Below are 24198 nucleotides of genomic sequence, written 5' to 3'. Positions count from 1 at the left end.
TGCGCTGCAACATGGATTGGCGGTCAAACCGCCAATCCTTCGCACTTCAACGGTGCGTTGCGGAGCGGTCAGCCCTTGATGACGGCGGCCATGCCGGCCGCGACGGTGGGCAGATTGCCCTCATTCAGTGCGGCCACGCAGATGCGGCCGGAGTCCACGCCGTAGACGCCGAACTCGCTGCGCAGGCGCTGCATCTGCTCGGCCGACAGGCCGGAGTAGCTGAACATGCCCAGCTGCTCGGTGACGAAGGACAGGTCCTGCGTGACGCCGGCGGCCTTCAGCGCGGCCACCAGCGCCGAGCGCATGGCCTTGATGCGCACGCGCATGCCGGCCAGTTCTTCCTCCCACATCGCGCGCAGCCTGTCGTCGGACAGCACGGCGGCCACGACCTGCGCACCATGGGTGGGCGGGTTGGAGTAGTTGGTGCGGATCGCGATCTTCAGCTGCGACAGCACGCGCACCGCCTCCTCGTCGCTGCTGCAGACGACGCTCAGCGCGCCGCAGCGCTCGCCGTACAGCGAGAAGCTCTTGGAGAAGCTGGTGGACACGAAGAAGCCCACGCCGGCGGCCATGAACTGGCGCACGGCTTCGCCGTCTTCCTTCAGGCCGAAGCCGAAGCCCTGGTAGGCCATGTCCAGGAAGGGCGTCAGGCCGCGGGTCTTGACGGCGGCGACGACCTGGCCCCACTGCTCGGCCGTGATGTCGTAGCCGGTCGGGTTGTGGCAGCAGGCGTGCAGCACGACGACGGTGCCGGCGGGCGCCGCGTTCAGCGCGGCCAGCATGCCGTCGAAGTTGATGCCCTTCTTGGCCGCGTCGTAGTAGGGGTAGGTCTCGACGGTGAAGCCGGCTTGCGTGAACAGCGCGCGGTGGTTCTCCCAGCTCGGGTCGGAGATCAGCACCTTGGCGGTCGGGTTGAGCTGCTTCAGGAAGTCGGCGCCGACCTTCAGCGCGCCGGTGCCGCCGATGGCCTGCACGGTGGCGACGTTCTTCAGCTCGCTGCCGAACACCAGCTTCTGCACGGCCTTGTCATAGGCGGCGATGCCGTCGATGGGCAGGTAGCCGCGCGGCTTGGGCGCGGCGGCCATGGCGGCCTCGGCTTCGCGCACGCACTTCAGCAGCGGCAGCTTGCCGTTCTCGTCGTAGTACACGCCGACGCCGAGGTTGACCTTGCCGGCGCGGGTGTCGGCGTTGAACTGCTCGTTCAGGCCCAGGATGGGATCACGAGGGGCAAGGGCGACGTCGGCGAACAAAGACATGACGAGATTCCTGAAGGGGCGTTGGCAGCAGGGGGAGGGGGTCAGCGGGGGACTGCGCTTAAGCTGACGGATTGCGCAAGCCGCAGATTTTCCCAGGATTTACCCGATGCAAGACGCCCTGAACGCCAAGACCGCCCCGGACGGGGACACCGAGGAACGCAAGGGCGAATTCGTCAGCTTCGAAGGCTCCCCGTTCCAGCTGTTCCAGCCTTTCCCTCCCGCGGGGGATCAGCCGACCGCCATCGCGCAGATCTGCGAAGGCATCCACGACGGCCTCAGCTACCAGACGCTGCTGGGCGTGACCGGCTCGGGCAAGACCTTCACGATGGCCAATGTCATCGCCCGCCTGGGCCGCCCGGCCATCATCTTTGCGCCCAACAAGACACTGGCGGCGCAGCTGTACAGCGAGTTCAAGGACTTCTTCCCGAAGAACGCCGTCGAGTACTTCGTCAGCTACTACGACTACTACCAGCCCGAGGCCTACGTGCCGCAGCGCGACCTGTTCATCGAGAAGGACAGCGCGATCAACGAGCACATCGAGCAGATGCGCCTCTCCTGCACCAAGAGCCTGCTGGAGCGGCGTGACGTCGTCATCGTGGCATCCGTGTCAGCCATCTACGGCATCGGCTCGCCGGCGGATTACCACCAGATGGTGATGACGCTGCGCGTGGGCGACAAGATGGGCCAGCGTGACGTCATCGCGCACCTGATCCGCATGCAGTACACGCGCAACGAGATGGAGTTCAGCCGCGGCCACTTCCGCGTGCGCGGCGACACCATCGACGTGTTCCCGGCCGAGCACTCGGAGCTGGCCATCCGCATCGAGCTGTTCGACGACGAGATCGAGGCGTTGTCGCTGTTCGACCCGCTGACCGGCCAGATCCGCCAGAAGATCCCGCGCTTCACCGTCTACCCCAGCAGTCACTACGTGACGCCGCGCGAGCGTGTGCTGGCCGCCGCCGACGCGATCAAGGAGGAGCTGCGCGAGCGCGTGGCCTTCTTCGTCAAGGAGGGCAAGCTCGTCGAGGCGCAGCGCGTGGAGCAGCGCACCCGCTTCGACCTGGAGATGTTGCAGGAGGTGGGCCACTGCAAGGGCATCGAGAACTACACGCGCCACCTGTCCGGCGCCGAGCCGGGCGACCCGCCGCCGACGCTGGTGGACTACCTGCCCAAGGATGCGCTGATGTTCCTGGACGAAAGCCACGTGCTGATCGGCCAGTTCGGCGGCATGTACAACGGCGACCGGGCGCGCAAGACGACGCTCGTGGAATACGGCTTCCGGCTGCCGTCTGCGCTGGACAATCGGCCGCTGAAGTTCGCCGAGTTCGAACGCAAGATGCGCCAGGCGGTGTTCGTGTCCGCCACGCCGGGGCAGTACGAGCAGGACAACGCGGGTCAGGTCGTCGAGCAGGTCGTGCGGCCGACCGGGCTGGTGGACCCGGTCGTCGAGGTTCGGCCGGCCACGCACCAGGTGGACGACGTGCTGCAGGAAATCCGTCTGCGCGTCGAGGTCAACGAGCGCGTGCTGATCACGACGCTGACCAAGCGCATGGCCGAGCAGCTGACCGACTATCTCAGCGACAACGGCGTCAAGGTGCGCTACCTGCACTCGGACGTGGACACGGTGGAGCGCGTGGAGATCCTGCGTGACCTGCGGCTGGGCGCCTTCGATGTGCTGGTGGGCATCAACCTGCTGCGCGAGGGGCTGGACATCCCCGAGGTGTCGCTGGTGGCCATCCTGGACGCCGACAAGGAAGGCTTCCTGCGTGCCGAGCGCAGCCTGATCCAGACCATCGGTCGCGCGGCGCGCAACCTGAACGGCAAGGCCATCCTGTACGCGGACCGCATCACCGAGTCCATGCGCAAGGCCATCGGCGAGACCGAGCGCCGGCGCGCCAAGCAGATCGCGTTCAACACGGAGAACGGCATCACGCCGCGCAGCGTGCAAAAGCGCATCAAGGACCTCATCGACGGCGTCTACTCGGAGGAGTCGGGCCGCGACGAGGCGAAATTGCTGGCTGCGGCCAAGGTCGAGGACTTGTCGGAGAAGGATCTGGCCAAACGTATCGCCCAGCTCGAAAAGCAGATGCTGGAGCACGCCCGCAACCTGGAGTTCGAGCAGGCGGCGCGCATCCGCGACCAGTTGGGGCAGTTGCGCGAACAGGCCTTCGGTGCCCGGGTTCACGACAACATCGTGCCGCTGGAGTCGGCGCGCAAGACCGTTTCGCGGTAAGGCTGCTGCGGCGCAGCAAAAAGTCCCGCCAAACCCTGGGGATACGCAGGAACCCTAGGCCGAGCCTGAGTAGTCGAGTAAAATCATCGGAAATGATTCGCTCGGCTATTGTCCCGGTCATTCCGGGTTAACCCCCGAATCATCGGCCTGGACAAGTCGGTCCGGGCATCTCGCCAAGGAGTTTCACATGCGTCTCACCACCAAAGGCCGGTTTGCAGTCACCGCGATGCTGGACTTGGCGCTGCGCGAGAATACCGGCCCGGTCGCCCTGGCGGCCATCAGCCAGCGGCAGCAGATTTCGCTCTCCTACCTGGAGCAGCTGTTCGGCAAGCTGCGCCGCCATGAACTGGTGGAAAGCACCCGCGGCCCGGGTGGCGGCTACTCGCTGGGCCGCAAGGCCGAGAACATCACCGTCGCCGACATCATCGTCGCCGTGGACGAGGCGCTGGACGCCACCGGCTGTGGCGGCAAGGAAAACTGCATGGGCGAGGATAGTGGCCGCTGCATCACCCACGAACTCTGGACCAATCTGAACGCGAAGATGATCGAGTACCTCGACTCCGTGTCGCTGCGCAAGCTGGCCGACGAGCAACTCGCCAAGGGCTTCGAGGTCGAGGCGGCGCCCGTGAAGCGCGCCATCTCCAGCCAGCCGGTGCTCAAGCCCATCCGCGTGACGGCGCCGAACTCGGTGTTCGCGCTGGGTGGCGCGTTCAGCAAGTAACAAGACACACGAAAGCCCTAGCCCTCCGCCATGGACATGACCCCGCACTTCCCGATCTACCTCGACTACGGCGCGACGACGCCGTGCGACCCCCGCGTGGTGGACGCGATGATCCCTTGGCTGCGCGAACACTTCGGCAACCCGGCGTCGCGCAGCCACGCCTGGGGCTGGGAAGCGGAAGAAGCGGTCGAGAAAGCACGCGTGCAGGTCGCCGAGTTGATCGGCGCCGACCCGCGCGAGATCGTCTGGACCTCCGGCGCTACCGAGTCCAACAACCTGGCGCTGAAGGGCGCCGCCCAGTTCTACAAGACCCGCGGCAAGCACCTCATCACCGTGAAGACCGAGCACAAGGCCGTGCTCGACACCATGCGTGAGCTGGAGCGCCAGGGCTTCGACGTGACCTACCTCGACGTGCTGGAGAACGGCCTCGTCGACCTGGAAGCGTTCAAGGCCGCGCTGCGCCCGGACACCATCCTGGCATCGGTCATGTACGTGAACAACGAGATCGGCGTTATCCAGGACGTCGTCGCGCTGGGCAATCTGTGCCGCGAGCGCGGTGTCATCTTCCACGTCGATGCAGCCCAGGCCACCGGCAAGGTGGAGATCGACCTCGCCCGGCTGCCCATCGACCTGATGAGCCTGGCCTCGCACAAGAGCTACGGTCCCAAGGGCATCGGCGCGCTGTACGTACGCCGCAAGCCGCGCATCCGCCTGGAAGCGCAGATGCACGGTGGCGGCCATGAGCGCGGCATGCGCTCGGGCACGCTGCCGGTGCACCAGATCGTCGGCATGGGCGAGGCCTTCCGCATCGCCCGCGAAGAGATGGGCGCCGAGAACGAACGCATCCGCGCGCTGCACAACCGCCTCGTCAAGGGGCTGTCGGGCATCGAGCAGACCTTCATCAACGGCGACCTCGAGCGGCGCGTGCCGCACAACCTGAACATCTCGTTCAACTACGTCGAGGGCGAGTCGCTGATCATGGGCGTCAAGGGCCTGGCAGTGTCGTCGGGCTCGGCCTGCACGTCGGCCAGCCTGGAGCCCAGCTACGTGCTGCGCGCGCTGGGCCGCAGCGATGAGCTGGCCCACAGCTCGCTGCGCATGACCATCGGCCGTTTCACGACCGAAGAAGAGATCGACTACGCCATCAGCGTGCTGACCGACCGCGTCGCCAAGCTGCGCGAGCTGTCCCCGCTGTGGGACATGTTCAAGGACGGCGTCGACCTCTCGACCATTCAGTGGGCCGCCCACTAAGGAGAACAACATGGCATACAGCGAAAAAGTCGTTGACCACTACGAGAACCCCCGCAACGTCGGCAAGTTCGACAACGGCGACGAAGACGTCGGCACCGGCATGGTCGGCGCGCCGGCCTGCGGCGACGTGATGAAGCTGCAGATCAAGGTGAATCCGGCGACCGGCCTCATCGAGGACGCCAAGTTCAAGACCTACGGCTGCGGCTCGGCCATCGCCTCCAGCTCGCTCGTGACCGAGTGGGTCAAGGGCAAGAGCCTGGACGAAGCGCTGACGATCAAGAACACGCAGATCGCCGAAGAACTGGCGCTGCCGCCGGTCAAGATCCACTGCTCCATCCTGGCCGAAGACGCCATCAAGGCCGCGGTGGACGACTACCGCGCCAAGCACGCGACCACGGCCTAAGCCATGTCCGTCACGCTGACCGAAGCCGCGGCCCGCCACGTCAAGCGCTACATCGCCAAGCGCGGCAAGGGCGTGGGCGTGCGCCTGGGCGTGAAGACGACCGGCTGCTCGGGCCTGGCCTACAAGCTCGAGTACGCGGACGACGTCGCGCCCGAGGATGTCGTCTTCGAGGGGCACGAGGTCAAGATCCTCATCGATCCCAAGAGCCTGCCCTACCTCGACGGCACCGAGCTGGACTTCGTGCGCGAAGGCCTCAACGAAGGCTTCAAGTTCCGCAACCCGCGTGAGAAGGACAAGTGCGGCTGCGGCGAGTCCTTCCGTGTCTGATCGACCCTGAGTTCTTCCTGAGCGCGGCACCGGCCGCGCTTTTTGCTTTTTCACCTTGCCATGCGCCTGACCGACAACGACTTCCAGCTCTTCGGCCTGCCCGAGACGCAGGCCCAGGACCGCGCCGCCATCGACGCGCGCTGGAAGGCGCTGCAGGCCGAGGTGCACCCCGATCGCTTCGCGGCGGAAGGCGCTGCGGCCCAGCGCGTGGCGATGCAGTGGGCCATGCGCGTCAACGAGGGCTACCAGCGCCTGCGTGACCCGCTCAGGCGCGCCGCCTACCTCTGCGAGTTGCGCGGTGCGCCCGTGCAGGCCGAGAACAACACGGCCATGCCCGCCGCCTTCCTGATGCAGCAGATGGAATGGCGCGAGGCGCTGGACGACGCGAACGACGAAGCCGCGCTGACCGCCCTCGACGACGACGCGGCCCAGGCCGAAGCCACGGCGCTCGCCACCGTGCAGCGCCTGCTCGACCAGGCGGGTGACGCCCCGGCTGCCGCATCACAGGTCCGCGCGCTGATGTTCATCCAGCGCTTCCGGGCCGACATTGACCAGCGCCTTGCGAAGCTGGAAGACTTTGCGGGACAGACCGCCCGAACGAAGTGAGTAGCTCTGTCCCCAACTGACTAAAAGATGGCCCTCCTCCAGATCTCCGAACCCGGCGCGTCGCCCGACCCGCACCAGCGCCGCATCGCCGTCGGCATCGACCTGGGCACCACGCACTCCCTCGTCGCCGCCGTGCGCCACGGCGTGGCCGAATGCCTGCCCGACGAACAGGGCCGCGTCATCCTGCCGTCCGCCGTGCGCTACCTGCCCGAAGGCCGCCGCCAGATCGGTGCCGACGCGCTGGCTGCGCAGGCCGAGGACCCCGAGAACACCATCGTCTCGGTCAAACGCTTCATGGGCCGGGGCCTGGCCGACGTCGCGGGTCGCGAACATCTGCCCTACCAGTTCGAAGACCGCCCCGGCATGCTGGCCATCGCCACGCGTGACGGCGTGAAGAGCCCCGTCGAGGTGTCGGCCGAGATCCTGGCCACGCTGCGCTTCCGTGCCGAAGACAGCTTCCTCGACGACCTGTTCGGCGCCGTCATCACGGTCCCGGCCTACTTCGACGACGCGCAGCGCCAGGCCACCAAGGATGCCGCCGAGCTGGCCGGCCTCAAGGTGCTGCGTCTCATCAACGAGCCCACCGCGGCGGCCATCGCCTACGGCCTGGACAACGCCAGCGAAGGCCTGTATGCGGTCTACGACCTGGGCGGTGGCACGTTCGACATCTCGCTGCTGCGCCTGACGCGCGGTGTGTTCGAGGTGGTGGCGACCGGCGGCGATGCGGCGCTGGGCGGTGACGATTTCGACCGCGTGCTGGCCGACTGGGCGCTGGGCGGTCGCGTCCTCGAATCTGCCCATGACAAGCGCGTCGTGCTTGTCGCCGCGCGTGCGGCCAAGGAGGCGCTGTCGGATGCCGAATCGACCGAACTGGTCGCTGTGCTGGATGCCGGCGAACTGCGCGTCACCGTCACGCGTCAACGGTTCGAGGAACTCGCCCAGCCGCTGATTGCCAGGACGCTGTCGTCGGTCAAGCGGGTGCTGCGCGACGCCAAGGTCAAACCAGCGGACGTGCAGGGCGCCGTCATGGTCGGCGGCTCCACGCGCATGCCGGTCGTTCGGCGCGCCGTCAGCGAACTGTTTGGCCGCGAGGTGCTGACCAACCTCAACCCCGACGAGGTCGTCGCGCTGGGCGCAGCGATCCAGGCTAACCAGCTCGCCGGCAATGCCGCCGATGGCGAAATCCTGCTGCTGGACGTGATCCCGCTGTCCCTCGGGCTGGAGACCATGGGCGGCCTGGTGGAGCGCGTCATAGAGCGCAACTCGACCATCCCCGTCGCCAAGGCCCAGGACTTCACGACCTTCAAGGACGGTCAGACCGCGCTGGCGGTGCATGTCGTGCAGGGTGAGCGTGAGCTGGTCAGCGAGTGCCGGTCGCTGGCGCGCTTCGAGCTGCGCGGCATCCCGCCGATGGCGGCCGGCGCGGCACGCATCCGCGTCAGCTTCCAGGTCGATGCCGATGGCCTGCTCAGCGTGTCCGCCGAGGAGCTGACCTCGGGTGTGCAGGCGGCCATCACCGTGAAGCCCAGCTACGGCCTGTCCGACGACCAGATCGCCGGCATGCTGAAGGACGGCTTCTCCAGCGCCGATGCCGACATGGCCGCGCGCAAGCTGCGCGAGGCCCGCGTGGAGGCCGAGCGCATGGTGCTGGCCACGCGCAGCGCGCTGGCTGCCGACGGCGACCTGCTGCCGCATGCCGAGCGCGAGGCGCTGGAGGCCCGCCTGTCGGCCCTGGCCGCGATGACCGACGACGCCGATGCCATCGACGCCGCCGTCAAGGCGCTGGCCGAAGCCACCGAAGGCTTTGCCGCCGAACGCATGAACCGCTCGATCGCCCGCGCGCTGACCGGCCGCAACGTCTCGGCTCTCTGAAAGAACAACGACATGCCCGTCATCAAGATCCTCCCGCACGCCGAGTACTGCCCCGATGGCGCCATGCTGACCGGCGCGCCCGGCACGTCGATCTGCGAGGTGCTGCTGGCCAACGACATCCACATCGAGCACGCCTGTGACCAGGTCTGCGCCTGCACGACCTGCCACGTCATCGTGCGCGAGGGCGGCCGCTCGCTGAGCGAGATGGAAGAGGACGAAGAGGACATGCTGGACCGCGCCTGGGGCTTGGAGCCCGACTCGCGCCTGTCGTGCCAGGCGCTGCTGCGCCAGCAGGACGTGACGGTCGAGATTCCCAAGTACTCGATCAACCACGCCAAGGAAGGCAAGTGACTGGCGAGTCAACGACGGGTCGCTCCCGAGTTGACTCAGCCCCCTCGGGGGGCAGCGGCGGGCCTTTGCCGCCGCGTGGGGGCGTGACGCTTCTGCGCATCCTGGGGTTCGAGTCGTCCTGCGACGAGACCGGGGTGGCGCTGGTCGAGGTGGCGGGCGATGCGCCGCCGAAGCTGGTGGCGCAGGCGCTGCACAGCCAGATCAGCATGCACCAGGCCTACGGCGGCGTGGTGCCCGAGCTGGCATCGCGCGATCACGTGCGCCGCGTGCTGCCGCTTACGCGCGAGGTGCTGTCGCAGGCTGGCCTGGCGCTGCATGAGATCGATCTGATCGCCTACACGCAGGGCCCGGGCCTCGCGGGCGCGCTGCTCGTGGGCGCCGGCGTGGCGGTGTCGCTGGCTGCGGCGCTGGACGTGCCGGCGCTGCCCATCCATCACCTGGAAGGGCATCTGCTGTCGCCGTTCCTGTCGGACGACCCGCCCGAGTTCCCGTTCGTCGCGCTGCTGGTCAGCGGCGGCCACACGCAGTTGATGCGCGTGGACGACGTCGGCAGCTACGAGATCCTCGGCGAGACCATCGACGACGCCGCCGGCGAGGCCTTCGACAAGAGCGCCAAGCTGCTGGGGCTGCCCTATCCCGGCGGCCCGCACCTGGCGCGCATGGCCGAGTTCGGCAACCCGGATGCGTATGCGCTGCCGCGCCCGCTGCTGCACAGCGGCAAGCCGGACTTCAGCTTCGCCGGCCTGAAGACGGCCGTGCTGACGCAGGTGAAGAAGATCGGCGAGGCCCCCTGCGATCAGACCCGGGCTGACCTGGCCGCGTCCACGCAGGCGGCCATCGTCGACGTGCTGGTGAAGAAGGCGCTGCTGGCGCTGAAGGAAACCGGGCTGAAGCGCCTGGTGGTGGCGGGCGGCGTGGGCGCCAACGCGAGGTTGCGCGAGCAATTGAACGCCGCCTGTGCCAAGCGCGGCGTGCGCGTGCACTACCCCGAGCTGTCGCTGTGTACCGACAACGGCGCCATGATCGCAATGGCCGCCGCGCTGCGCGTGCAGCGCGACATGGCGCAACCCCGGCGGGACGGCGGCTTCGAGGTCCGCCCGCGCTGGGAGCTTGGCAGCTGACGCGCCAGCGTCAGCGCTTCGCGGCTTAGAGAACGTTCAGTTGGCCGCCGTTCTCGGCGACGCGCTTGACCAGCGTCAGCGTCAGCACGCCGTTGTCGAAGCGAGCCTGCGACTGGGCCTGATCGATCTCGACCGGCAGCGAGAAGCTGCGGGCGTAGCTGGCGGCACGGCGTTCGCGGTAGAGCACGCGGGAGCCGTCGGTCGGCGCGGCGGCGTCGGCGCTGGCGGTCTCGATGTGCACACGGCGGCCTTCGACGCGGACCTTGACCGCTTCCTTGGTGACGCCGGGCATGTCGACGGTCACGCTGTAGGCCTTGTCATCCTCGGCGATGTCGAGCGCCGGCGTGCGGGCGACGTCGGCATCGAACTGGCGCAGGGCGCGGGCGACACGGGCAGGGTGGGTCAGGTAGAACATGGAAAGACTCCGTTGGTTTGCGCTGCTGAACCGTTCGGGAGCAGCACCCGATGACCCGGAGATAGGGCGGCCGCCAGGCGCTTCAAGAGCGTTTGCGCAGGCCGGCAAGAGAAGTCACGCATTTGCAGGGCAGGGCGGTTTCGGCTCTTGAAACCCGGTGTGCGCACCCCGACTTGCGCCCGCCTGGCCGGCCGCGGTTTGGGCTGCTTCCGGCTTTGAGCTAGAATCCGCGAGTTCTGCGTACCGGGTTCCCTGTACACGGAGCACTAGCACGGCTCGGGGTGGTTTCCCCCGTGTCCGCAAGTCAACCCCGGAAACCGTCTGCGGCAGCGCTCAAGCAGTGCGTCTCGCCCGGCCGGACTTCCGAAACCTTTTGGAAAACAAATGTCCATCGCCGAAAAGAAGGCCGAGATCGTCAAGGCCAACGCACGCAGCGCCAACGACACCGGCAGCCCGGAAGTCCAGGTCGCTCTGCTGACCGCCCGCATCAACGACCTGACCCCCCACTTCAAGACCCACGCCAAGGACCACCACGGCCGCCGCGGTCTGCTGAAGATGGTCAACACGCGCAAGAGCCTGCTGGCCTACCTGAAGCGTGTGGACTCGGCCCGCTACGTGGCCCTGATCCAGAAGCTGGGCCTGCGCAAGTAAGCTAGCAAATCCGTCGAGGAGCCTGTCTGGTCCATCAAGCCCAGTACAGGCTCTTCGTCTTTCTGCCGGAACCAAGCTGACGTGGTCACGGATCATTCCAAGACGGCTCTCTGCCGAGCCGCCCTGGAATGGCATCTGGGCCAAACCCAGCCTCGTTTCCGGTTTCATCGGGCGCCGTGAGCGCGCCCATCACAACCAGGAGATGAGCATGTCCATGTTCAACAAGGTCACCAAGTCGTTCCAGTGGGGCAACCACAACGTCGTGCTGGAAACGGGCGAGATCGCCCGCCAGTCCAGCGGCGCCGTCCTCGTCAACATCGAAGGCACCGTCGTGCTGGCCACCGTGGTCGCCAAGACCGAGGCCAAGGCCGGCCAGGACTTCTTCCCGCTGACCGTCGACTACCTCGAGAAGACCTACGCCGCCGGCAAGATCCCCGGCAGCTTCTTCAAGCGTGAAGGCCGCCCGAGCGAGCACGAGACGCTGACCAGCCGCCTGATCGACCGCCCGATCCGCCCGCTGTTCCCCGAAGGCTTCTTCAACGAAGTCCAGGTCGTCATCCACGTGGTGAGCCTGAACCCCGAAGTGCAGGCCGACATCGCCGCCATGATCGGCACGTCCGCCGCGCTGGCCATCTCCGGCATCCCGTTCAACGGCCCGATCGGCGCCGCCCGCGTGGGCTACGTCAACGGCGAGTACACGCTGAACCCGAGCAAGTCTGAGCTGGTCAACAGCCAGATGGACCTGGTCGTCGCCGGCACGCAAAGCGCCGTGCTGATGGTCGAGTCCGAAGCCTCGGGCCTGTCGGAAGAAGTCATGCTGGGCGCCGTGGTCTTCGGCCACGAGCAAGGCAATGTCGCCATCGCCGCGATCAACGAACTGGTCAAGGAGGCTGGCAAGCCGGCCTGGAACTGGGTCGCCCCGGCCAAGGACGAAGCCTTCATCGCCAAGGTCAACGCGCTGGCCGAAGGCCCGCTGCGCGAGGCCTACCAGATCCGCTCCAAGCAGGCCCGCACGCAAGCCTGCCGCGCCGCCTCTGCCAACGTGTTCGCCGCGCTGTCGGCTGAAGGCGTGTCGTTCGACAAGGTCGAGGTTGAAGGCCTGCTGTTCGAGATCGAAGCCCGCATCGTCCGCAGCCAGATCCTGGCCGGCGAGCCGCGCATCGACGGCCGCGACACCCGCACCGTGCGCCCCATCGAGATCAGCAACGGCATCCTGCCGCGCACCCACGGCTCGGCGCTGTTCACGCGCGGCGAGACGCAGGCTCTCGTGGTGGCCACGCTGGGCACGGACCGTGACGCCCAGCGCATCGACGCGCTGGACGGCGAGTTCGAAGACCGCTTCATGATGCACTACAACATGCCCCCCTTCGCCACCGGCGAGACGGGTCGTGTGGGCTCGCCCAAGCGCCGCGAAATTGGCCACGGCCGCCTGGCCAAGCGCGCGCTGATCGCCGCGCTGCCGAGCAAGGAAGACTTCCCGTACTCGCTGCGCGTCGTCTCCGAAATCACCGAGTCCAACGGCTCGTCGTCGATGGCTTCCGTCTGCGGCGGCTGCCTGGCACTGATGGACGCCGGCGTGCCGATGAAGGCCCACGTGGCCGGCATCGCCATGGGCCTGATCAAGGACGCCAACCGCTTCGCCGTGCTGACCGACATCCTGGGTGACGAAGATCACCTGGGCGACATGGACTTCAAGGTGGCCGGCACGACGACCGGCATCACCGCCCTGCAGATGGACATCAAGATCCAGGGCATCACCAAGGAAATCATGCAGGTCGCCCTGGCGCAAGCCAAGGAAGCCCGCCTGCACATCCTGGGCAAGATGACCGAAGCCATGGGCACGGCCAACACCGAGGTGTCGCAGTTCGCGCCGCGCCTGTACACGATGAAGATCAACCCGGAGAAGATCCGTGACGTCATCGGCAAGGGCGGCTCGACCATTCGTGCGCTGACTGAAGAGACCGGCACGACCATCGACATCGGCGAAGACGGCACCATCACCATCGCCTCGACGGACGCCGACAAGGCCGAGCTGGCCAAGAAGCGCATCGCCGAGATCACCGCCGAAGTCGAAGTGGGCAAGATCTACGAAGGCCCGATCGTCAAGATCCTGGACTTCGGCGCGCTCGTGAACCTGCTGCCCGGCAAGGACGGCTTGCTGCACATCAGCCAGATCGCGCACCAGCGCGTCGAGAAGGTGACCGACTTCCTGCAGGAGGGCCAGGTCGTCAAGGTCAAGGTGCTGGAGACCGACGAGAAGGGCCGCATCAAGCTGTCGATGAAGGCGCTGATCGACCGCGAAGCGGCTCCGGTCCAGGCGGCTCCGGCCGCTGACGCCCCGGCCGCGGAGTAATCGCAGCAGCGATGAAAGCCATCGCAATCACCCGCCCCGGCGGGCCCGAGGTGCTGGAGCTGGCCGAGCGGCCGGATCCAGTCGCGGGCCTGGGCGAGTGCCTGATCCGCGTGGCCGCTTCGGGCATCAACCGCCCGGACGTGCTGCAGCGCAAGGGCGCCTACCCACCGCCGGCGGGCGCCAGTGATCTGCCTGGGCTGGAGGTCGCCGGCGAGATCGTCGCCGGTGATGACCAGGCCCTGGCCGCGCATGGCTTCAAGCTGGGCGACCAGGTCTGTGCGCTGGTCAACGGCGGCGGCTATGCCGAGCTGTGCACGGTGCCGGTCGGTCAATGCCTGCCGGTGCCGAAGGGCTGGACGTTGGCTCAGGCGGCCACGCTGCCGGAGACCTGCTTCACCGTCTGGGCCAATGTGTTCGACCGCGCCGGCCTGCAAGCCGGCGAAACGCTGCTGATCCACGGCGGCTCCAGCGGCATCGGCGTGACGGCCATCCAGATCGCCAGGGCGCTGGGCGCCCGCGTGCTGGTGACCGTCGGCAGCGCCGACAAGGCCGAGGCCTGCAAGGCGCTGGGTGCCGACGTGGCGATCAACTACCGCGAGCAGGATTTCGTGGCCGAAGCCAAGGCTGCCACGGGCGGCCGCGGTGTCGATGTGATCCTGGACATGGTGGCGGGCGACTACATCGGCCGTGGCGTGCAGGCGCTGGCCGAAGACGGCCGCCTGGCGCTGATCGCGGTGCAGGGCGGCGTGAAGTCGGACATCGATGCCGGCCTCGTGCTGCGCAGGCGCCTGACGATCACCGGCTCGACGCTGCGCCCGCGTTCGGCGGCCTTCAAGGCCGGTCTGGCGCACTCGCTGCGCGACAAGGTCTGGCCGCTGATCGAGGCAGGCCAGATCAAGCCGGTCGTTTACCGCGAGCTGCCCGCCGCCAACGCGGCCGAGGCGCACGCGCTGATGGAATCCAACCAGCACATCGGCAAGATCGTGCTGACCTGGTGATGGAGCTGAGATGAGAAAGAAACTCGTCGTGGGCAACTGGAAGATGCATGGCAGCCGCGCTGCCAATGCGCAGTTGCTCGCCGGCCTCAAGGAGGCTGGCCCCTGGAACGCCGACGTTGCCGTCTGCGTGCCGTTCCCCTACATCGCCGAGACGGCCCTGGCGCTGACCGGCACGGCCATCGCCTACGGCGCGCAGGACTGCTCGTTGCACGAGCAGGGTGCCTACACCGGCGAGGTGTCGTCGGCCATGCTGCAGGACATCGGCTGCCGCTACGCCATCGTCGGCCACTCGGAGCGCCGTGCCTATCACGCGGAGAGCGACCAGCTCGTCGCCGACAAGGCCAAGGCCGCGCTGGCCCACGGCGTAACGCCCATTGTCTGCGTCGGCGAAACCCGCGCCGAGCGCGAGGCCGGCCAGACGGAAGCCGTCGTCAAGCGCCAGCTCGCCGCCGTGATCCACACGCTGGGCCACTGCTGCGGCGAGATGGTCGTGGCCTATGAGCCTGTCTGGGCCATCGGCACCGGCCTGACCGCCACGCCGGCCGAGGCGCAGGCGGTGCACGCCGTGCTGCGCGCGCAACTGCATGCGGCCACCGACAAGTCCGGCGCGATGCGCATCCTCTACGGCGGCAGCGTCAAGGCCGACAACGCGGCCGAACTGTTCTCGCAGCCCGACATCGACGGCGGCCTCATCGGCGGCGCGTCGCTGAAGGTGGCCGACTTCGCCGCGATCTGCCGGGCCGCGGCCCACTGAGTTTTCCCGGCGCCCAGGCCAGGGGGCAGGGCGCCACAAGTGTTTTGACGGAGTGTTTGGAATGCATTTCTTTGCGAATCTGGTGTTGATCGTTCAACTGGCCTCGGCCTTGGCGATCATTGGTCTGGTGCTGGTGCAGCACGGCAAGGGCGCCGACATGGGCGCATCCTTCGGCAGCGGTGCGTCGGGCAGCCTGTTTGGCGCCACCGGCAGCGCCAATTTCTTGTCGCGCAGCACGGCCGTCGCGGCCACGCTGTTCTTCGGCTGCACGCTGGGCCTGGCCTTCCTGGCCAACGGCAATCCGTCGGCCGCCAGCAGCGGCGCAGACAACGCGCTGGACCGTGCGCCTGTCGTGGCTCCGGCGCCTGCAGCGTCCGGTGCTGCTGCGATCCCGGGTGCCGTTGTTGCGCCTGCCGTCACGGCACCTGCCGCGGCTTCCGCGGCGTCGAACTAAGTCCGACTAAAAACCTCGCTTCCTCACCGGGAAGTCCCTTGTTTTCGGTATAGAATGCGAGGCTGTCTGGCAAGCAAACCCTCCCTAGTTGCCAGGCAATATTTGAGTACCTGCCGTCGTGGTGAAATTGGTAGACACGCTATCTTGAGGGGGTAGTGGCGAAAGCTGTGCGAGTTCGAGTCTCGCCGACGGCACCAGAACATTGAAGCGGCCTGTCGCCGCGGTCTCCCGGGTCAACCGGGGTGATCGAGGCAAGGTTCCAGGCGGGCGCGATCCGCGAGCGACATCCTTCGATCTCGCTGGTGGCGCGCCTGTTTGCTTTTGTGGTCGGCTTGTGTAGCGGTCACGTTCACAGAAGTTTTACCGGCCCGGGAACTCAACGATGAATCTCGAACAATATCTGCCCGTCATCCTCTTCATCTTGGTCGGCGCAGTGGTCGGGATCGCGCCCCAGGTGCTCGGCGCCCTGCTGGGCCCCAATCGGCCGGACGAGGCCAAGAACTCCCCCTACGAATGCGGCTTCGAGGCCTTTGAAGACGCGCGCATGAAATTCGACGTGCGCTACTACCTCGTCGCCATCCTGTTCATTCTTTTCGATCTGGAAATTGCCTTCCTGTTCCCCTGGGCCGTGGCGCTCAAGGAAATCGGTGCGACGGGTTTCTGGGCGATGATGATCTTCCTCGGCATTCTGGTCGTCGGCTTTGCCTACGAGTGGAAAAAAGGCGCCCTCGATTGGGAATAAGCGTCCGCCGACACAAGCTGGGAATTTCAAATGGGTATTGAAGGCGTCCTGAAAGAGGGCTTTGTCACGACCTCGGTCGACAAGCTCATCAACTGGTCCAAGACCGGCTCGCTGTGGCCGATGACGTTCGGCCTGGCCTGTTGCGCCGTCGAGATGATGCACGCGGGTGCCGCGCGCTACGACATCGACCGCTTCGGCATGCTGTTCCGTCCGAGCCCGCGTCAGTCCGACCTGATGATCGTGGCCGGCACGCTGTGCAACAAGATGGCGCCGGCGCTGCGCAAGGTCTACGACCAGATGGCCGAGCCGCGCTGGGTGCTGTCGATGGGCAGCTGCGCCAACGGCGGCGGCTATTACCACTACAGCTATTCCGTCGTGCGCGGCTGCGACCGCATCGTGCCGGTGGACGTCTACGTGCCGGGCTGCCCGCCCACGGCCGAGGCGCTGCTGTACGGCATCCTGCAACTGCAGGCCAAGATCCGCCGCGAAAACACCATCGCCCGCTGAGCCAAGGAATGAGCGTGAACCTCGACACCCTGGCCCAGCAGATTGGTGCCATCTTTGGTGACCGCGTCGCCTCGCTGCAGTCCGCCCTGGGCGAACTGACGCTGACCGTGCGCGCGGCCGACTACTTCGACATCGCCACCACGCTGCGCGATCACCCTGAGCTGAAGTTCGAGCAGCTGATCGACCTCTGCGGTGTCGACTACAGCGACTACGGCAACGGCGGCTACGAAGGCCTGCGCTACGCGGTCGTCAGCCACCTGCTGTCGGTCAGCAAGAACTGGCGCCTGCGCCTGAAGGTCTTCGCCGCCGATGACGACTTCCCCTGCGTGGCCTCGATCACGCCGGTGTGGAATTCGGCCAACTGGTTCGAGCGCGAAGCCTTCGACATGTACGGCGTCATCTTCGACGGCCACAACGACCTGCGCCGCCTGCTGACGGACTACGGCTTCATCGGCCACCCGATGCGCAAGGACTTCCCGGTGTCGGGCCACGTCGAGATGCGCTACGACGCCGAGCAGAAGCGCGTCATCTACCAACCGGTCACGATCGAGCCGCGCGAAATCACGCCGCGCATCATTCGTGAAGACAAGTACGGTGGTCTGTAAGCCATGGCCGAAATCAAGAACTACACGCTGAACTTCGGTCCCCAGCACCCGGCCGCCCACGGCGTGCTGCGTCTGGTGCTGGAACTGGACGGCGAAGTCATCCAGCGCGCCGACCCGCACATCGGCCTGCTGCACCGCGCCACCGAGAAGCTGGCCGAAAGCAAGACTTTCATCCAGTCGCTGCCCTACATGGACCGCCTCGACTACGTGTCGATGATGTCCAACGAGCACGCCTACTGCCTGGCCATCGAGAAGATGCTGGGCATCGACGTGCCCATCCGCGCGCAGTACATCCGCGTGATGTTCGGCGAGCTGACCCGCATCCTGAACCACCTGCTGTGGCTGGGCTGCCACGGGCTGGACTGTGGTGCGATGAACATCCTCATCTACTGCTTCCGCGAGCGCGAGGACATCTTCGACATGTACGAGGCAGTGTCGGGTGCGCGCATGCACGCGGCCTACTTCCGTCCGGGCGGCGTCTACCGCGACCTGCCGGACAGCATGCCGCAGTACCAGGTCAGCAAGATCCGCAACGCCAAGGCTATCGCGCAGCTGAACGAGAACCGTTCGGGCTCGCTGCTGGACTTCATCGAGGACTTCAGCCGTCGCCTGCCGAAGAACATCGACGACTACGAAACGCTGCTGACCGACAACCGCATCTGGAAGCAGCGCACGGTCGGCATCGGCGTCGTGTCGCCCGAGCGTGCGCTCAACATGGGCTTCACGGGTGCGATGCTGCGCGGTTCGGGCATCGCCTGGGACCTGCGCAAGAAGCAGCCGTACGACGTGTACGACAAGATGGATTTCGACATCCCGGTCGGCACCAACGGCGACACCTACGACCGTTACGTCGTGCGTGTGGAAGAGATGCGCCAGTCCAACCGCATCGTGCAGCAGTGCGTGCAGTGGCTCAAGGCCAACCCCGGTCTGCCGGTCATCACCGACAACCACAAGGTGGCGCCGCCCGCGCGTGTGGACATGAAGTCCAACATGGAAGAGCTGATCCACCACTTCAAGCTCTTCACCGAAGGCTTCCACGTGCCGGCAGGCGAGGCCTATGCAGCCGTCGAACACCCCAAGGGCGAGTTCGGCATCTACATGGTCAGCGACGGTGCCAACAAGCCCTACCGCCTGAAGATCCGCGCGCCGGGCTTTGCCCACCTCGCGGCCCTCGACGAAATGGGCAAGGGCCACATGATTGCCGACGCCGTGGCCATCATCGGCACGATGGACATCGTGTTCGGCGAAATCGACCGTTGAAGTGCAGCAGACGATGACCAGCAGCAACGCCTACACCCTGAGCGACGCGACCCGCGCCCGCTTCGACCGCGAGGTCGCCAAGTACCCCTACGAACTGCGCCAATCGGCCGTCATGGCCTGCCTGGCCATCGTGCAGCAGGAAGAGGGCTTCGTTCCGCGCGCCGCGGAAGACGCGATCGCGGCTCACCTCGGCATGGCGCCCATCGCCGTGTACGAGGTGACGACCTTCTACAACATGTACAACCAGAAGCCGGTTGGCAAGTTCAAGCTGAACGTCTGCGCGAACCTGCCCTGCCAGCTGCGTGACGGCCAGAACGCGCTGGACCATCTGTGCAGCAAGCTCGGCATCGAGCAGGGCGGCACGACGGCCGACGGCCTGTTCACCGTGCAGAAGAGCGAGTGCCTGGGCGCCTGCGCCGACTCGCCGGTCATGCTGGTCAACGACCGCCAGATGTGCAGCTTCATGACGAACGACCGTCTCGACGAGTTGGTTGACGTGTTGCGCGCCGAAGCAGCCAAGGCCTGAGGACGACGATGCTGGACCTCACCAAATTCCAATCCACCGGCAATGAGACCTGCTTCCACGGTCGTCACATCACGCCGCAGATCTACGCGGACCTGAACGGCAAGAACTGGTCGATCAAGGACTACGAAGCCCGCGGCGGCTATGCGGCCCTGCGCAAGATCCTCGGTAAGGACGGCGGCGAAGGCCTGACGCCCGACCAGGTCATCGCCGAAGTGAAGACCTCGGCCCTGCGGGGCCGCGGTGGCGCCGGCTTCCCGACCGGCCTGAAGTGGAGCTTCATGCCCCGCCAGTTCCCGGGCCAGAAGTACCTCGTCTGCAACTCCGACGAAGGCGAGCCCGGCACCTGCAAGGACCGCGACATCCTGATGTTCAACCCGCATCAGGTCATCGAGGGCATGGCCATCGCTGCCTACGCGATGGGCATCACGGTGGGCTACAACTACATCCACGGCGAGATCTTCGAGGTCTACGAGCGCTTCGAGGCGGCCCTGGAAGAAGCCCGTGCCGCCGGCTACCTCGGCGACAACATCATGGGCAGCAGCTACAGCTTCCAGCTGCACGCCCACCACGGCTTCGGCGCCTACATCTGCGGCGAGGAAACCGCGCTGCTGGAATCGCTGGAAGGCAAGAAGGGCCAGCCGCGTTTCAAGCCGCCGTTCCCGGCCAGCTTCGGCCTGTACGGCAAGCCCACGACGATCAACAACACCGAGACGTTTGCCGCGGTGCCCTGGATCATCCGTAACGGCGGCCAGGCATACCTCGAGATCGGCAAGCCGAACAACGGCGGTACCAAGCTGTTCTCCGTGTCGGGCGACGTCGAGAAGCCCGGCAACTTCGAGATCCCGCTGGGCACGCCGTTCTCGGTGCTGCTGGAGATGGCTGGTGGCGTGCGCAAGGGCCGCAAGCTCAAGGCCGTCATCCCGGGCGGCTCGTCCGCCCCGGTGCTGCCTGCCGACGTGATGATGCAGTGCACGATGGACTATGACTCCATCGCCAAGGCAGGCTCCATGCTGGGCTCGGGCGCCGTCATCGTCATCGACGACTCGCGCTGCATGGTACAGAGCCTGCTGCGCCTGTCGTACTTCTACGCGCACGAGTCCTGCGGCCAGTGCACGCCTTGCCGCGAAGGCACGGGCTGGATGCACCGCGTGCTGGAACGCATCTACCACGGCGAGGGCAGGGCAGAGGACATCGACCTGCTGAACTCGGTCGCCGACAACATCCAGGGCCGCACGATCTGCGCGCTGGGCGACGCTGCCGCGATGCCCGTGCGCGCCATGATCAAGCACTTCAAGCACGAGTTCGTGCACCTGATTGAACACAAGAAGCCCCTGGTGGCTCCGACCTGAGCTGCCTAGGGAAACACCATCATGGTTGAAATCGAACTCGACGGTCAGAAGGTCTCGGTCCAGGAAGGCAGCATGGTCATGCATGCTGCCGAGAAGGCCGGCACCTACATCCCGCACTTCTGCTATCACAAGAAACTGAGCATCGCGGCCAACTGCCGCATGTGCCTGGTGGACGTGGAGAAGGCGCCCAAGCCCATGCCCGCCTGCGCGACCCCGGTCACGCAGGGCATGATCGTCCGCACCAAGAGCGACAAGGCGATCAAGGCCCAGCAGGGCGTCATGGAATTCCTGCTGATCAACCACCCGCTGGATTGCCCAATCTGCGACCAGGGCGGCGAGTGCCAGCTGCAGGACCTGGCCGTTGGCTATGGCGCGGGCAAGAGCCGCTACTCCGAAGAGAAGCGCGTCGTCTTCCACAAGAACGTCGGCCCGCTGATCTCCATGGAGGAGATGAGCCGCTGCATCCACTGCACCCGCTGCGTGCGCTTCGGCCAGGAGATCGCCGGCCAGATGGAGCTGGGCATGGCCCACCGCGGCGAGCACAGCGAGATCCAGACCTTCGTCGGCCGTACGGTGGACTCCGAGCTGTCGGGCAACATGATCGACATCTGCCCGGTCGGCGCGCTGACGAGCAAGCCCTTCCGCTACAGCGCCCGCACGTGGGAGCTGTCGCGCCGCAAGAGCGTCAGCCCGCATGACTCCACCGGTGCCAACCTGGTCGTCCAGGTCAAGAACCACCAGGTGCTGCGTGTTGTTCCGCTGGAGAACGACGACGTCAACGAATGCTGGATCGCCGACCGCGACCGCTTCAGCTACGAAGCGCTGAACAGCGACGCGCGCCTGAACGCGCCCATGATCAAGCAGGGCGGCGCCTGGAAGCAGGTCGACTGGACGACGGCGCTGGAGTACGTCGCCAACGGCCTGAAGGTCATCAAGGCCGATCACGGCGCCAAGGCCATCGGCGCGCTGGGTTCTGCCCACAGCACCGTGGAAGAACTGCATTTGCTCGCGCAACTCGTGCGCGGCCTGGGCAGCGACAACATCGACCACCGTCTGCGCCACAGCGACTTCGGCAACGCCGCACCTGGCGGCCAGGCCCGCTGGCTGGGCCTGCCGATCGCCAAGCTGTCCGAGCTGGACCGCGCGCTGGTCGTGGGCTCCAACCTGCGCAAGGACCACCCGCTGTTCGCCGCCCGCCTGCGCCACGCCGCGCGCCGCGGTGCTGCGATCTCGCGCATCGGCGTGAACAGCGATGACTGGCTGATGCCCGTTGGTGCGTCCATCGCCGCTGCGCCGTCCGCCTGGGTGCAGACGTTGGCCGACGTGGCCGCCGCCATTGGTGCCGGTGCGCCGCTGGCCGGCACCGCGACGGACGAGGCCAAGGCCGTCGCCGCCAGCCTGCTGTCCGGCAGCGCCAAGGCCGTGCTGCTGGGCAACGCCGCCGCGGAGCACCCGCAGGCCGCCAGCCTGCTGGCGCTCGCGCAATGGATCGCCGAGAAGACCGGCGCCAGCGTCGGCTATCTGACGGCAGCCGCCAACACCGTCGGCGCGCAGCTCGTGAAGGCCCAGCCGCAAGCCGGTGGCCTGGACGCCGGCCAGATGCTGACGGGTACGGCCCTGAAGGCCGCGCTGCTGCTGAACACCGACCCGGTGCTCGACGCCGCCAACACCGCCGCCGCCGCCAAGGCGCTGAACGCCGCCGAGATGGTCGTCGTGCTGAGCCCCTTCAAGACCGGCCTGGAATACGCCGATGTGCTGCTGCCCATCGCGCCGTTCACCGAGACGTCCGGCAGCTTCGTCAACGCCGAGGGCCGTCTGCAGAGCTTCGTCGGCGTCGTCAAGCCGCTGGCCGAGACGCGCCCGGGCTGGAAGGTGCTGCGCGTGCTGGGCAACCTGCTGGGCCTCGACGGCTTCAACCAGGACAGCTCCGAGCAGGTCCGCGAGCAGGCGCTCGGTGGCGACTTCAGCGGCCGCCTGTCCAACGCCACGTCGGCCACGGTGCAAGCCGTTGCCAAGGCCGAGGGCATCGAGCGCTTCGCCAACCTGCCGATCTACGCGACCGACGCGCTGGTGCGCAACTCGACCTCGCTGCAGCTGACCACCGACGGCCGTGAAGCCGCGACCGTCGGCCTGCCGACCGGCCTGTGGCAGCAACTCGGCCTGGCCGAGGGCGACCAGGTCCGCGTGGTTCAGGACGGTGGTGCCGCGCAACTGCCCGCCCGCCTCGAAGCCGGTCTGCCGGAAGGCCTGGCCCGCGTGCCGGCCGGCCTCGCCCAAACCGCCACCCTCGGCGCCGCCTTCGGCACGCTGAGCATCAGCAAGGTCTGAGGGAGCCCCACAGAATGATCGACACCCTCTACCAGAACGGCGCCTCGCTGCTGGGGGCCTTGTGGCCCCTGGTCTGGAGCCTGCTGAAGATCGTCGCGGTGATCCTGCCGCTGCTGGGCTGCGTGGCCTACCTGACGCTGTGGGAGCGCAAGGCCATCGGCTGGTCGCAGATCCGCCCGGGCCCGAACCGCGTGGGCCCCTACGGCTTGCTGACGCCCATCGCCGACGCGGTGAAGCTGATCTTCAAGGAGATCATCAAGCCGACGGCAGCCAACAAGGGTTTGTTCTTCCTCGGCCCCGTCATGACCATCATGCCGGCGCTGGCTGCCTGGGCCGTCGTGCCCTTCGGCCCGGACGCTGCGGTGGCCAACGTCAACGCCGGCCTGCTGTTCCTGATGGCGATCACGTCGCTGGAGGTCTACGGCGTCATCATCGCCGGCTGGGCGTCCAACTCGAAGTACGCCTTCCTGGGCGCGCTGCGCGCGTCGGCGCAGATGGTGTCCTACGAAATCGCGATGGGCTTCGCGCTGGTCGTCGTGCTGATGGTGACGGGCAGCCTGAACATGACCGAGGTCGTGCAGGTGCAGGAAAAGGGCAAGTGGGCAAGCATGGGCTTGAACATCTTCTCCTGGAACTGGGTGCTGCTGTTCCCCATCTTCATCGTGTACTTCATCTCGGGCCTGGCCGAAACCAACCGCCACCCGTTCGACGTCGTCGAAGGCGAATCGGAAATCGTCGCCGGCCACATGATCGAGTACTCGGGCATGTCGTTCGCGATGTTCTTCCTGGCCGAATACGCCAACATGATCCTGGTGTCGGCGCTGGCCGTCATCATGTTCCTGGGCGGCTGGAGCGCGCCGATCTCCTGGAGCCTGCTGGGCATGGACGTGCCGAGCTTCTTCCAGCACACGATGGCGTTCTGGAACTGGTTCTGGCTGTTCGCCAAGACCTTCTTCGTCGTGACGATGTTCCTGTGGGTGCGTGCCACGTTCCCGCGCTTCCGCTACGACCAGATCATGCGTCTGGGCTGGAAGATCTTCATTCCCATCACGCTGATCTGGCTGGTCGTTGTCGGCGCCGTCATGCAGACGCCGTTCAACCCCTGGAAGTGAGGC

24 protein-coding genes and 1 tRNA gene are annotated in these 24198 nt (G+C 66.7%); 23 read left to right on the top strand and 2 right to left on the bottom strand.

Annotated features, from left to right (window positions below):
* Positions 1-68 precede the first annotated feature (68 nt).
* Positions 69-1256, bottom strand: a complete 1188-nt coding sequence (locus tag AC1Q7O_RS04755) for an amino acid aminotransferase (RefSeq protein ID WP_492658334.1) — start codon at positions 1254-1256, stop codon at positions 69-71.
* Positions 1257-1362: 106 nt separating this feature from the next.
* On the opposite strand from AC1Q7O_RS04755, the gene uvrB reads away from it, so the two are divergent.
* From uvrB to tsaD, 9 genes are all read left to right on the top strand, one after another.
* Positions 1363-3489 (top strand): excinuclease ABC subunit UvrB, encoded by a 2127-nt coding sequence (uvrB, locus tag AC1Q7O_RS04750; protein WP_492658335.1) that lies wholly within the window; start codon positions 1363-1365, stop codon positions 3487-3489.
* A 187-nt stretch (positions 3490-3676) separates the two neighbouring features.
* The gene (gene iscR / locus AC1Q7O_RS04745) at positions 3677-4210 is read left to right on the top strand and encodes a Fe-S cluster assembly transcriptional regulator IscR (protein ID WP_439462434.1); all 534 of its coding nucleotides are present in this window, start codon (positions 3677-3679) and stop codon (positions 4208-4210) included.
* Positions 4211-4240: 30 nt separating this feature from the next.
* Positions 4241-5461: an IscS subfamily cysteine desulfurase gene (locus AC1Q7O_RS04740; RefSeq protein WP_492658336.1), complete on the top strand. Its 1221-nt coding sequence runs from the start codon at positions 4241-4243 to the stop codon at positions 5459-5461.
* A 10-nt stretch (positions 5462-5471) separates the two neighbouring features.
* Positions 5472-5864 (top strand): Fe-S cluster assembly scaffold IscU, encoded by a 393-nt coding sequence (gene iscU / locus AC1Q7O_RS04735; RefSeq protein ID WP_492658337.1) that lies wholly within the window; start codon positions 5472-5474, stop codon positions 5862-5864.
* Positions 5865-5867: 3 nt separating this feature from the next.
* Positions 5868-6191, top strand: coding sequence for an iron-sulfur cluster assembly protein IscA (gene iscA, locus AC1Q7O_RS04730; RefSeq protein ID WP_057299626.1), 324 nt, complete (start codon positions 5868-5870; stop codon positions 6189-6191).
* A 60-nt stretch (positions 6192-6251) separates the two neighbouring features.
* On the top strand, positions 6252-6797 hold the full coding sequence (hscB, locus tag AC1Q7O_RS04725) for a Fe-S protein assembly co-chaperone HscB (RefSeq protein WP_492658338.1): 546 nt from the start codon (positions 6252-6254) through the stop codon (positions 6795-6797).
* Positions 6798-6824: 27 nt separating this feature from the next.
* Positions 6825-8669: a Fe-S protein assembly chaperone HscA gene (gene hscA, locus AC1Q7O_RS04720; protein WP_492658339.1), complete on the top strand. Its 1845-nt coding sequence runs from the start codon at positions 6825-6827 to the stop codon at positions 8667-8669.
* A gap of 12 nt (positions 8670-8681) precedes the next feature.
* Positions 8682-9020 carry an ISC system 2Fe-2S type ferredoxin gene (gene fdx / locus AC1Q7O_RS04715; RefSeq protein WP_492658340.1) on the top strand — a complete coding sequence of 113 codons (339 nt, stop codon included), beginning with the start codon at positions 8682-8684 and terminating at the stop codon, positions 9018-9020.
* A 92-nt stretch (positions 9021-9112) separates the two neighbouring features.
* Positions 9113-10141: a tRNA (adenosine(37)-N6)-threonylcarbamoyltransferase complex transferase subunit TsaD gene (gene tsaD / locus AC1Q7O_RS04710; protein ID WP_492658396.1), complete on the top strand. Its 1029-nt coding sequence runs from the start codon at positions 9113-9115 to the stop codon at positions 10139-10141.
* 25 nt (positions 10142-10166) lie between these two features.
* On the opposite strand, the gene AC1Q7O_RS04705 is transcribed toward tsaD, so the two are convergent.
* A complete protein-coding gene (locus AC1Q7O_RS04705; RefSeq protein WP_492658341.1) occupies positions 10167-10556 on the bottom strand; it encodes an Hsp20/alpha crystallin family protein in 390 nt (129 codons plus the stop codon).
* Positions 10557-10940: 384 nt separating this feature from the next.
* Here AC1Q7O_RS04705 and rpsO point away from each other — a divergent pair, with 384 nt between their 5' ends.
* The 14 genes from rpsO to nuoH all read left to right on the top strand — a co-directional run bounded on the left by rpsO (position 10941) and on the right by nuoH (position 24195).
* Positions 10941-11207, top strand: a complete 267-nt coding sequence (rpsO, locus tag AC1Q7O_RS04700) for a 30S ribosomal protein S15 (RefSeq protein WP_268165882.1) — start codon at positions 10941-10943, stop codon at positions 11205-11207.
* A 208-nt stretch (positions 11208-11415) separates the two neighbouring features.
* Positions 11416-13560 carry a polyribonucleotide nucleotidyltransferase gene (pnp, locus tag AC1Q7O_RS04695; protein ID WP_492658342.1) on the top strand — a complete coding sequence of 715 codons (2145 nt, stop codon included), beginning with the start codon at positions 11416-11418 and terminating at the stop codon, positions 13558-13560.
* Positions 13561-13571: 11 nt separating this feature from the next.
* Entirely contained in the window at positions 13572-14558 is a 987-nt protein-coding gene (locus AC1Q7O_RS04690; protein WP_492658343.1) for an NAD(P)H-quinone oxidoreductase, read from the top strand.
* A gap of 10 nt (positions 14559-14568) precedes the next feature.
* Positions 14569-15312: a triose-phosphate isomerase gene (gene tpiA, locus AC1Q7O_RS04685; protein WP_492658344.1), complete on the top strand. Its 744-nt coding sequence runs from the start codon at positions 14569-14571 to the stop codon at positions 15310-15312.
* Positions 15313-15373: 61 nt separating this feature from the next.
* Complete coding sequence (gene secG, locus AC1Q7O_RS04680) at positions 15374-15766, top strand: preprotein translocase subunit SecG (protein WP_492658345.1); 393 nt, start codon at positions 15374-15376, stop codon at positions 15764-15766.
* Positions 15767-15878: 112 nt separating this feature from the next.
* Positions 15879-15963 (top strand) — tRNA-Leu (locus AC1Q7O_RS04675).
* 185 nt (positions 15964-16148) lie between these two features.
* Positions 16149-16508 (top strand): NADH-quinone oxidoreductase subunit A, encoded by a 360-nt coding sequence (locus AC1Q7O_RS04670; protein ID WP_268165887.1) that lies wholly within the window; start codon positions 16149-16151, stop codon positions 16506-16508.
* Positions 16509-16538: 30 nt separating this feature from the next.
* Positions 16539-17015, top strand: a complete 477-nt coding sequence (locus AC1Q7O_RS04665) for a NuoB/complex I 20 kDa subunit family protein (protein WP_046113908.1) — start codon at positions 16539-16541, stop codon at positions 17013-17015.
* Between the two features lie 8 nt (positions 17016-17023).
* The gene (locus tag AC1Q7O_RS04660; protein ID WP_492658346.1) at positions 17024-17620 is read left to right on the top strand and encodes an NADH-quinone oxidoreductase subunit C; all 597 of its coding nucleotides are present in this window, start codon (positions 17024-17026) and stop codon (positions 17618-17620) included.
* A gap of 3 nt (positions 17621-17623) precedes the next feature.
* A complete protein-coding gene (locus AC1Q7O_RS04655; protein ID WP_492658347.1) occupies positions 17624-18880 on the top strand; it encodes an NADH-quinone oxidoreductase subunit D in 1257 nt (418 codons plus the stop codon).
* Between the two features lie 13 nt (positions 18881-18893).
* Positions 18894-19406 (top strand): NADH-quinone oxidoreductase subunit NuoE family protein, encoded by a 513-nt coding sequence (locus AC1Q7O_RS04650; RefSeq protein WP_492658348.1) that lies wholly within the window; start codon positions 18894-18896, stop codon positions 19404-19406.
* An 8-nt stretch (positions 19407-19414) separates the two neighbouring features.
* On the top strand, positions 19415-20755 hold the full coding sequence (gene nuoF, locus AC1Q7O_RS04645; protein ID WP_492658349.1) for an NADH-quinone oxidoreductase subunit NuoF: 1341 nt from the start codon (positions 19415-19417) through the stop codon (positions 20753-20755).
* A 21-nt stretch (positions 20756-20776) separates the two neighbouring features.
* Positions 20777-23083, top strand: coding sequence for an NADH-quinone oxidoreductase subunit NuoG (gene nuoG, locus AC1Q7O_RS04640; protein WP_492658350.1), 2307 nt, complete (start codon positions 20777-20779; stop codon positions 23081-23083).
* A 14-nt stretch (positions 23084-23097) separates the two neighbouring features.
* Positions 23098-24195 carry an NADH-quinone oxidoreductase subunit NuoH gene (gene nuoH, locus AC1Q7O_RS04635; RefSeq protein ID WP_492658351.1) on the top strand — a complete coding sequence of 366 codons (1098 nt, stop codon included), beginning with the start codon at positions 23098-23100 and terminating at the stop codon, positions 24193-24195.
* The last annotated feature ends 3 nt before the right edge of the window (positions 24196-24198 follow it).

This window comes from Roseateles sp. GW823-FHT07B05 (assembly GCF_058794515.1).
The sequence above is the reverse complement of the archived record's forward strand: the minus strand, read 5'-3'. Positions and strand labels throughout refer to the sequence as shown.

Bases quoted from the DNA above. Each gene is read 5' to 3' on its own strand.
- AC1Q7O_RS04670 (WP_268165887.1), top strand. From the start codon at position 16,149: ATGAATCTCGAACAATATCTGCCCGTCATCCTCTTCATCTTGGTCGGC.
- iscA (WP_057299626.1), top strand. From the start codon at position 5,868: ATGTCCGTCACGCTGACCGAAGCCGCGGCCCGCCACGTCAAGCGCTAC.
- AC1Q7O_RS04650 (WP_492658348.1), top strand. From the start codon at position 18,894: ATGACCAGCAGCAACGCCTACACCCTGAGCGACGCGACCCGCGCCCGC.
- rpsO (WP_268165882.1), top strand. From the start codon at position 10,941: ATGTCCATCGCCGAAAAGAAGGCCGAGATCGTCAAGGCCAACGCACGC.
- uvrB (WP_492658335.1), top strand. From the start codon at position 1,363: ATGCAAGACGCCCTGAACGCCAAGACCGCCCCGGACGGGGACACCGAG.
- tpiA (WP_492658344.1), top strand. From the start codon at position 14,569: ATGAGAAAGAAACTCGTCGTGGGCAACTGGAAGATGCATGGCAGCCGC.
- AC1Q7O_RS04740 (WP_492658336.1), top strand. From the start codon at position 4,241: ATGGACATGACCCCGCACTTCCCGATCTACCTCGACTACGGCGCGACG.
- AC1Q7O_RS04755 (WP_492658334.1), bottom strand. From the start codon at position 1,256: ATGTCTTTGTTCGCCGACGTCGCCCTTGCCCCTCGTGATCCCATCCTG.
- hscA (WP_492658339.1), top strand. From the start codon at position 6,825: ATGGCCCTCCTCCAGATCTCCGAACCCGGCGCGTCGCCCGACCCGCAC.
- nuoG (WP_492658350.1), top strand. From the start codon at position 20,777: ATGGTTGAAATCGAACTCGACGGTCAGAAGGTCTCGGTCCAGGAAGGC.
- AC1Q7O_RS04655 (WP_492658347.1), top strand. From the start codon at position 17,624: ATGGCCGAAATCAAGAACTACACGCTGAACTTCGGTCCCCAGCACCCG.
- fdx (WP_492658340.1), top strand. From the start codon at position 8,682: ATGCCCGTCATCAAGATCCTCCCGCACGCCGAGTACTGCCCCGATGGC.
- pnp (WP_492658342.1), top strand. From the start codon at position 11,416: ATGTCCATGTTCAACAAGGTCACCAAGTCGTTCCAGTGGGGCAACCAC.
- nuoH (WP_492658351.1), top strand. From the start codon at position 23,098: ATGATCGACACCCTCTACCAGAACGGCGCCTCGCTGCTGGGGGCCTTG.
- iscR (WP_439462434.1), top strand. From the start codon at position 3,677: ATGCGTCTCACCACCAAAGGCCGGTTTGCAGTCACCGCGATGCTGGAC.
- nuoF (WP_492658349.1), top strand. From the start codon at position 19,415: ATGCTGGACCTCACCAAATTCCAATCCACCGGCAATGAGACCTGCTTC.
- AC1Q7O_RS04660 (WP_492658346.1), top strand. From the start codon at position 17,024: ATGAGCGTGAACCTCGACACCCTGGCCCAGCAGATTGGTGCCATCTTT.
- hscB (WP_492658338.1), top strand. From the start codon at position 6,252: ATGCGCCTGACCGACAACGACTTCCAGCTCTTCGGCCTGCCCGAGACG.
- secG (WP_492658345.1), top strand. From the start codon at position 15,374: ATGCATTTCTTTGCGAATCTGGTGTTGATCGTTCAACTGGCCTCGGCC.
- AC1Q7O_RS04705 (WP_492658341.1), bottom strand. From the start codon at position 10,556: ATGTTCTACCTGACCCACCCTGCCCGTGTCGCCCGCGCCCTGCGCCAG.
- iscU (WP_492658337.1), top strand. From the start codon at position 5,472: ATGGCATACAGCGAAAAAGTCGTTGACCACTACGAGAACCCCCGCAAC.
- AC1Q7O_RS04665 (WP_046113908.1), top strand. From the start codon at position 16,539: ATGGGTATTGAAGGCGTCCTGAAAGAGGGCTTTGTCACGACCTCGGTC.
- AC1Q7O_RS04690 (WP_492658343.1), top strand. From the start codon at position 13,572: ATGAAAGCCATCGCAATCACCCGCCCCGGCGGGCCCGAGGTGCTGGAG.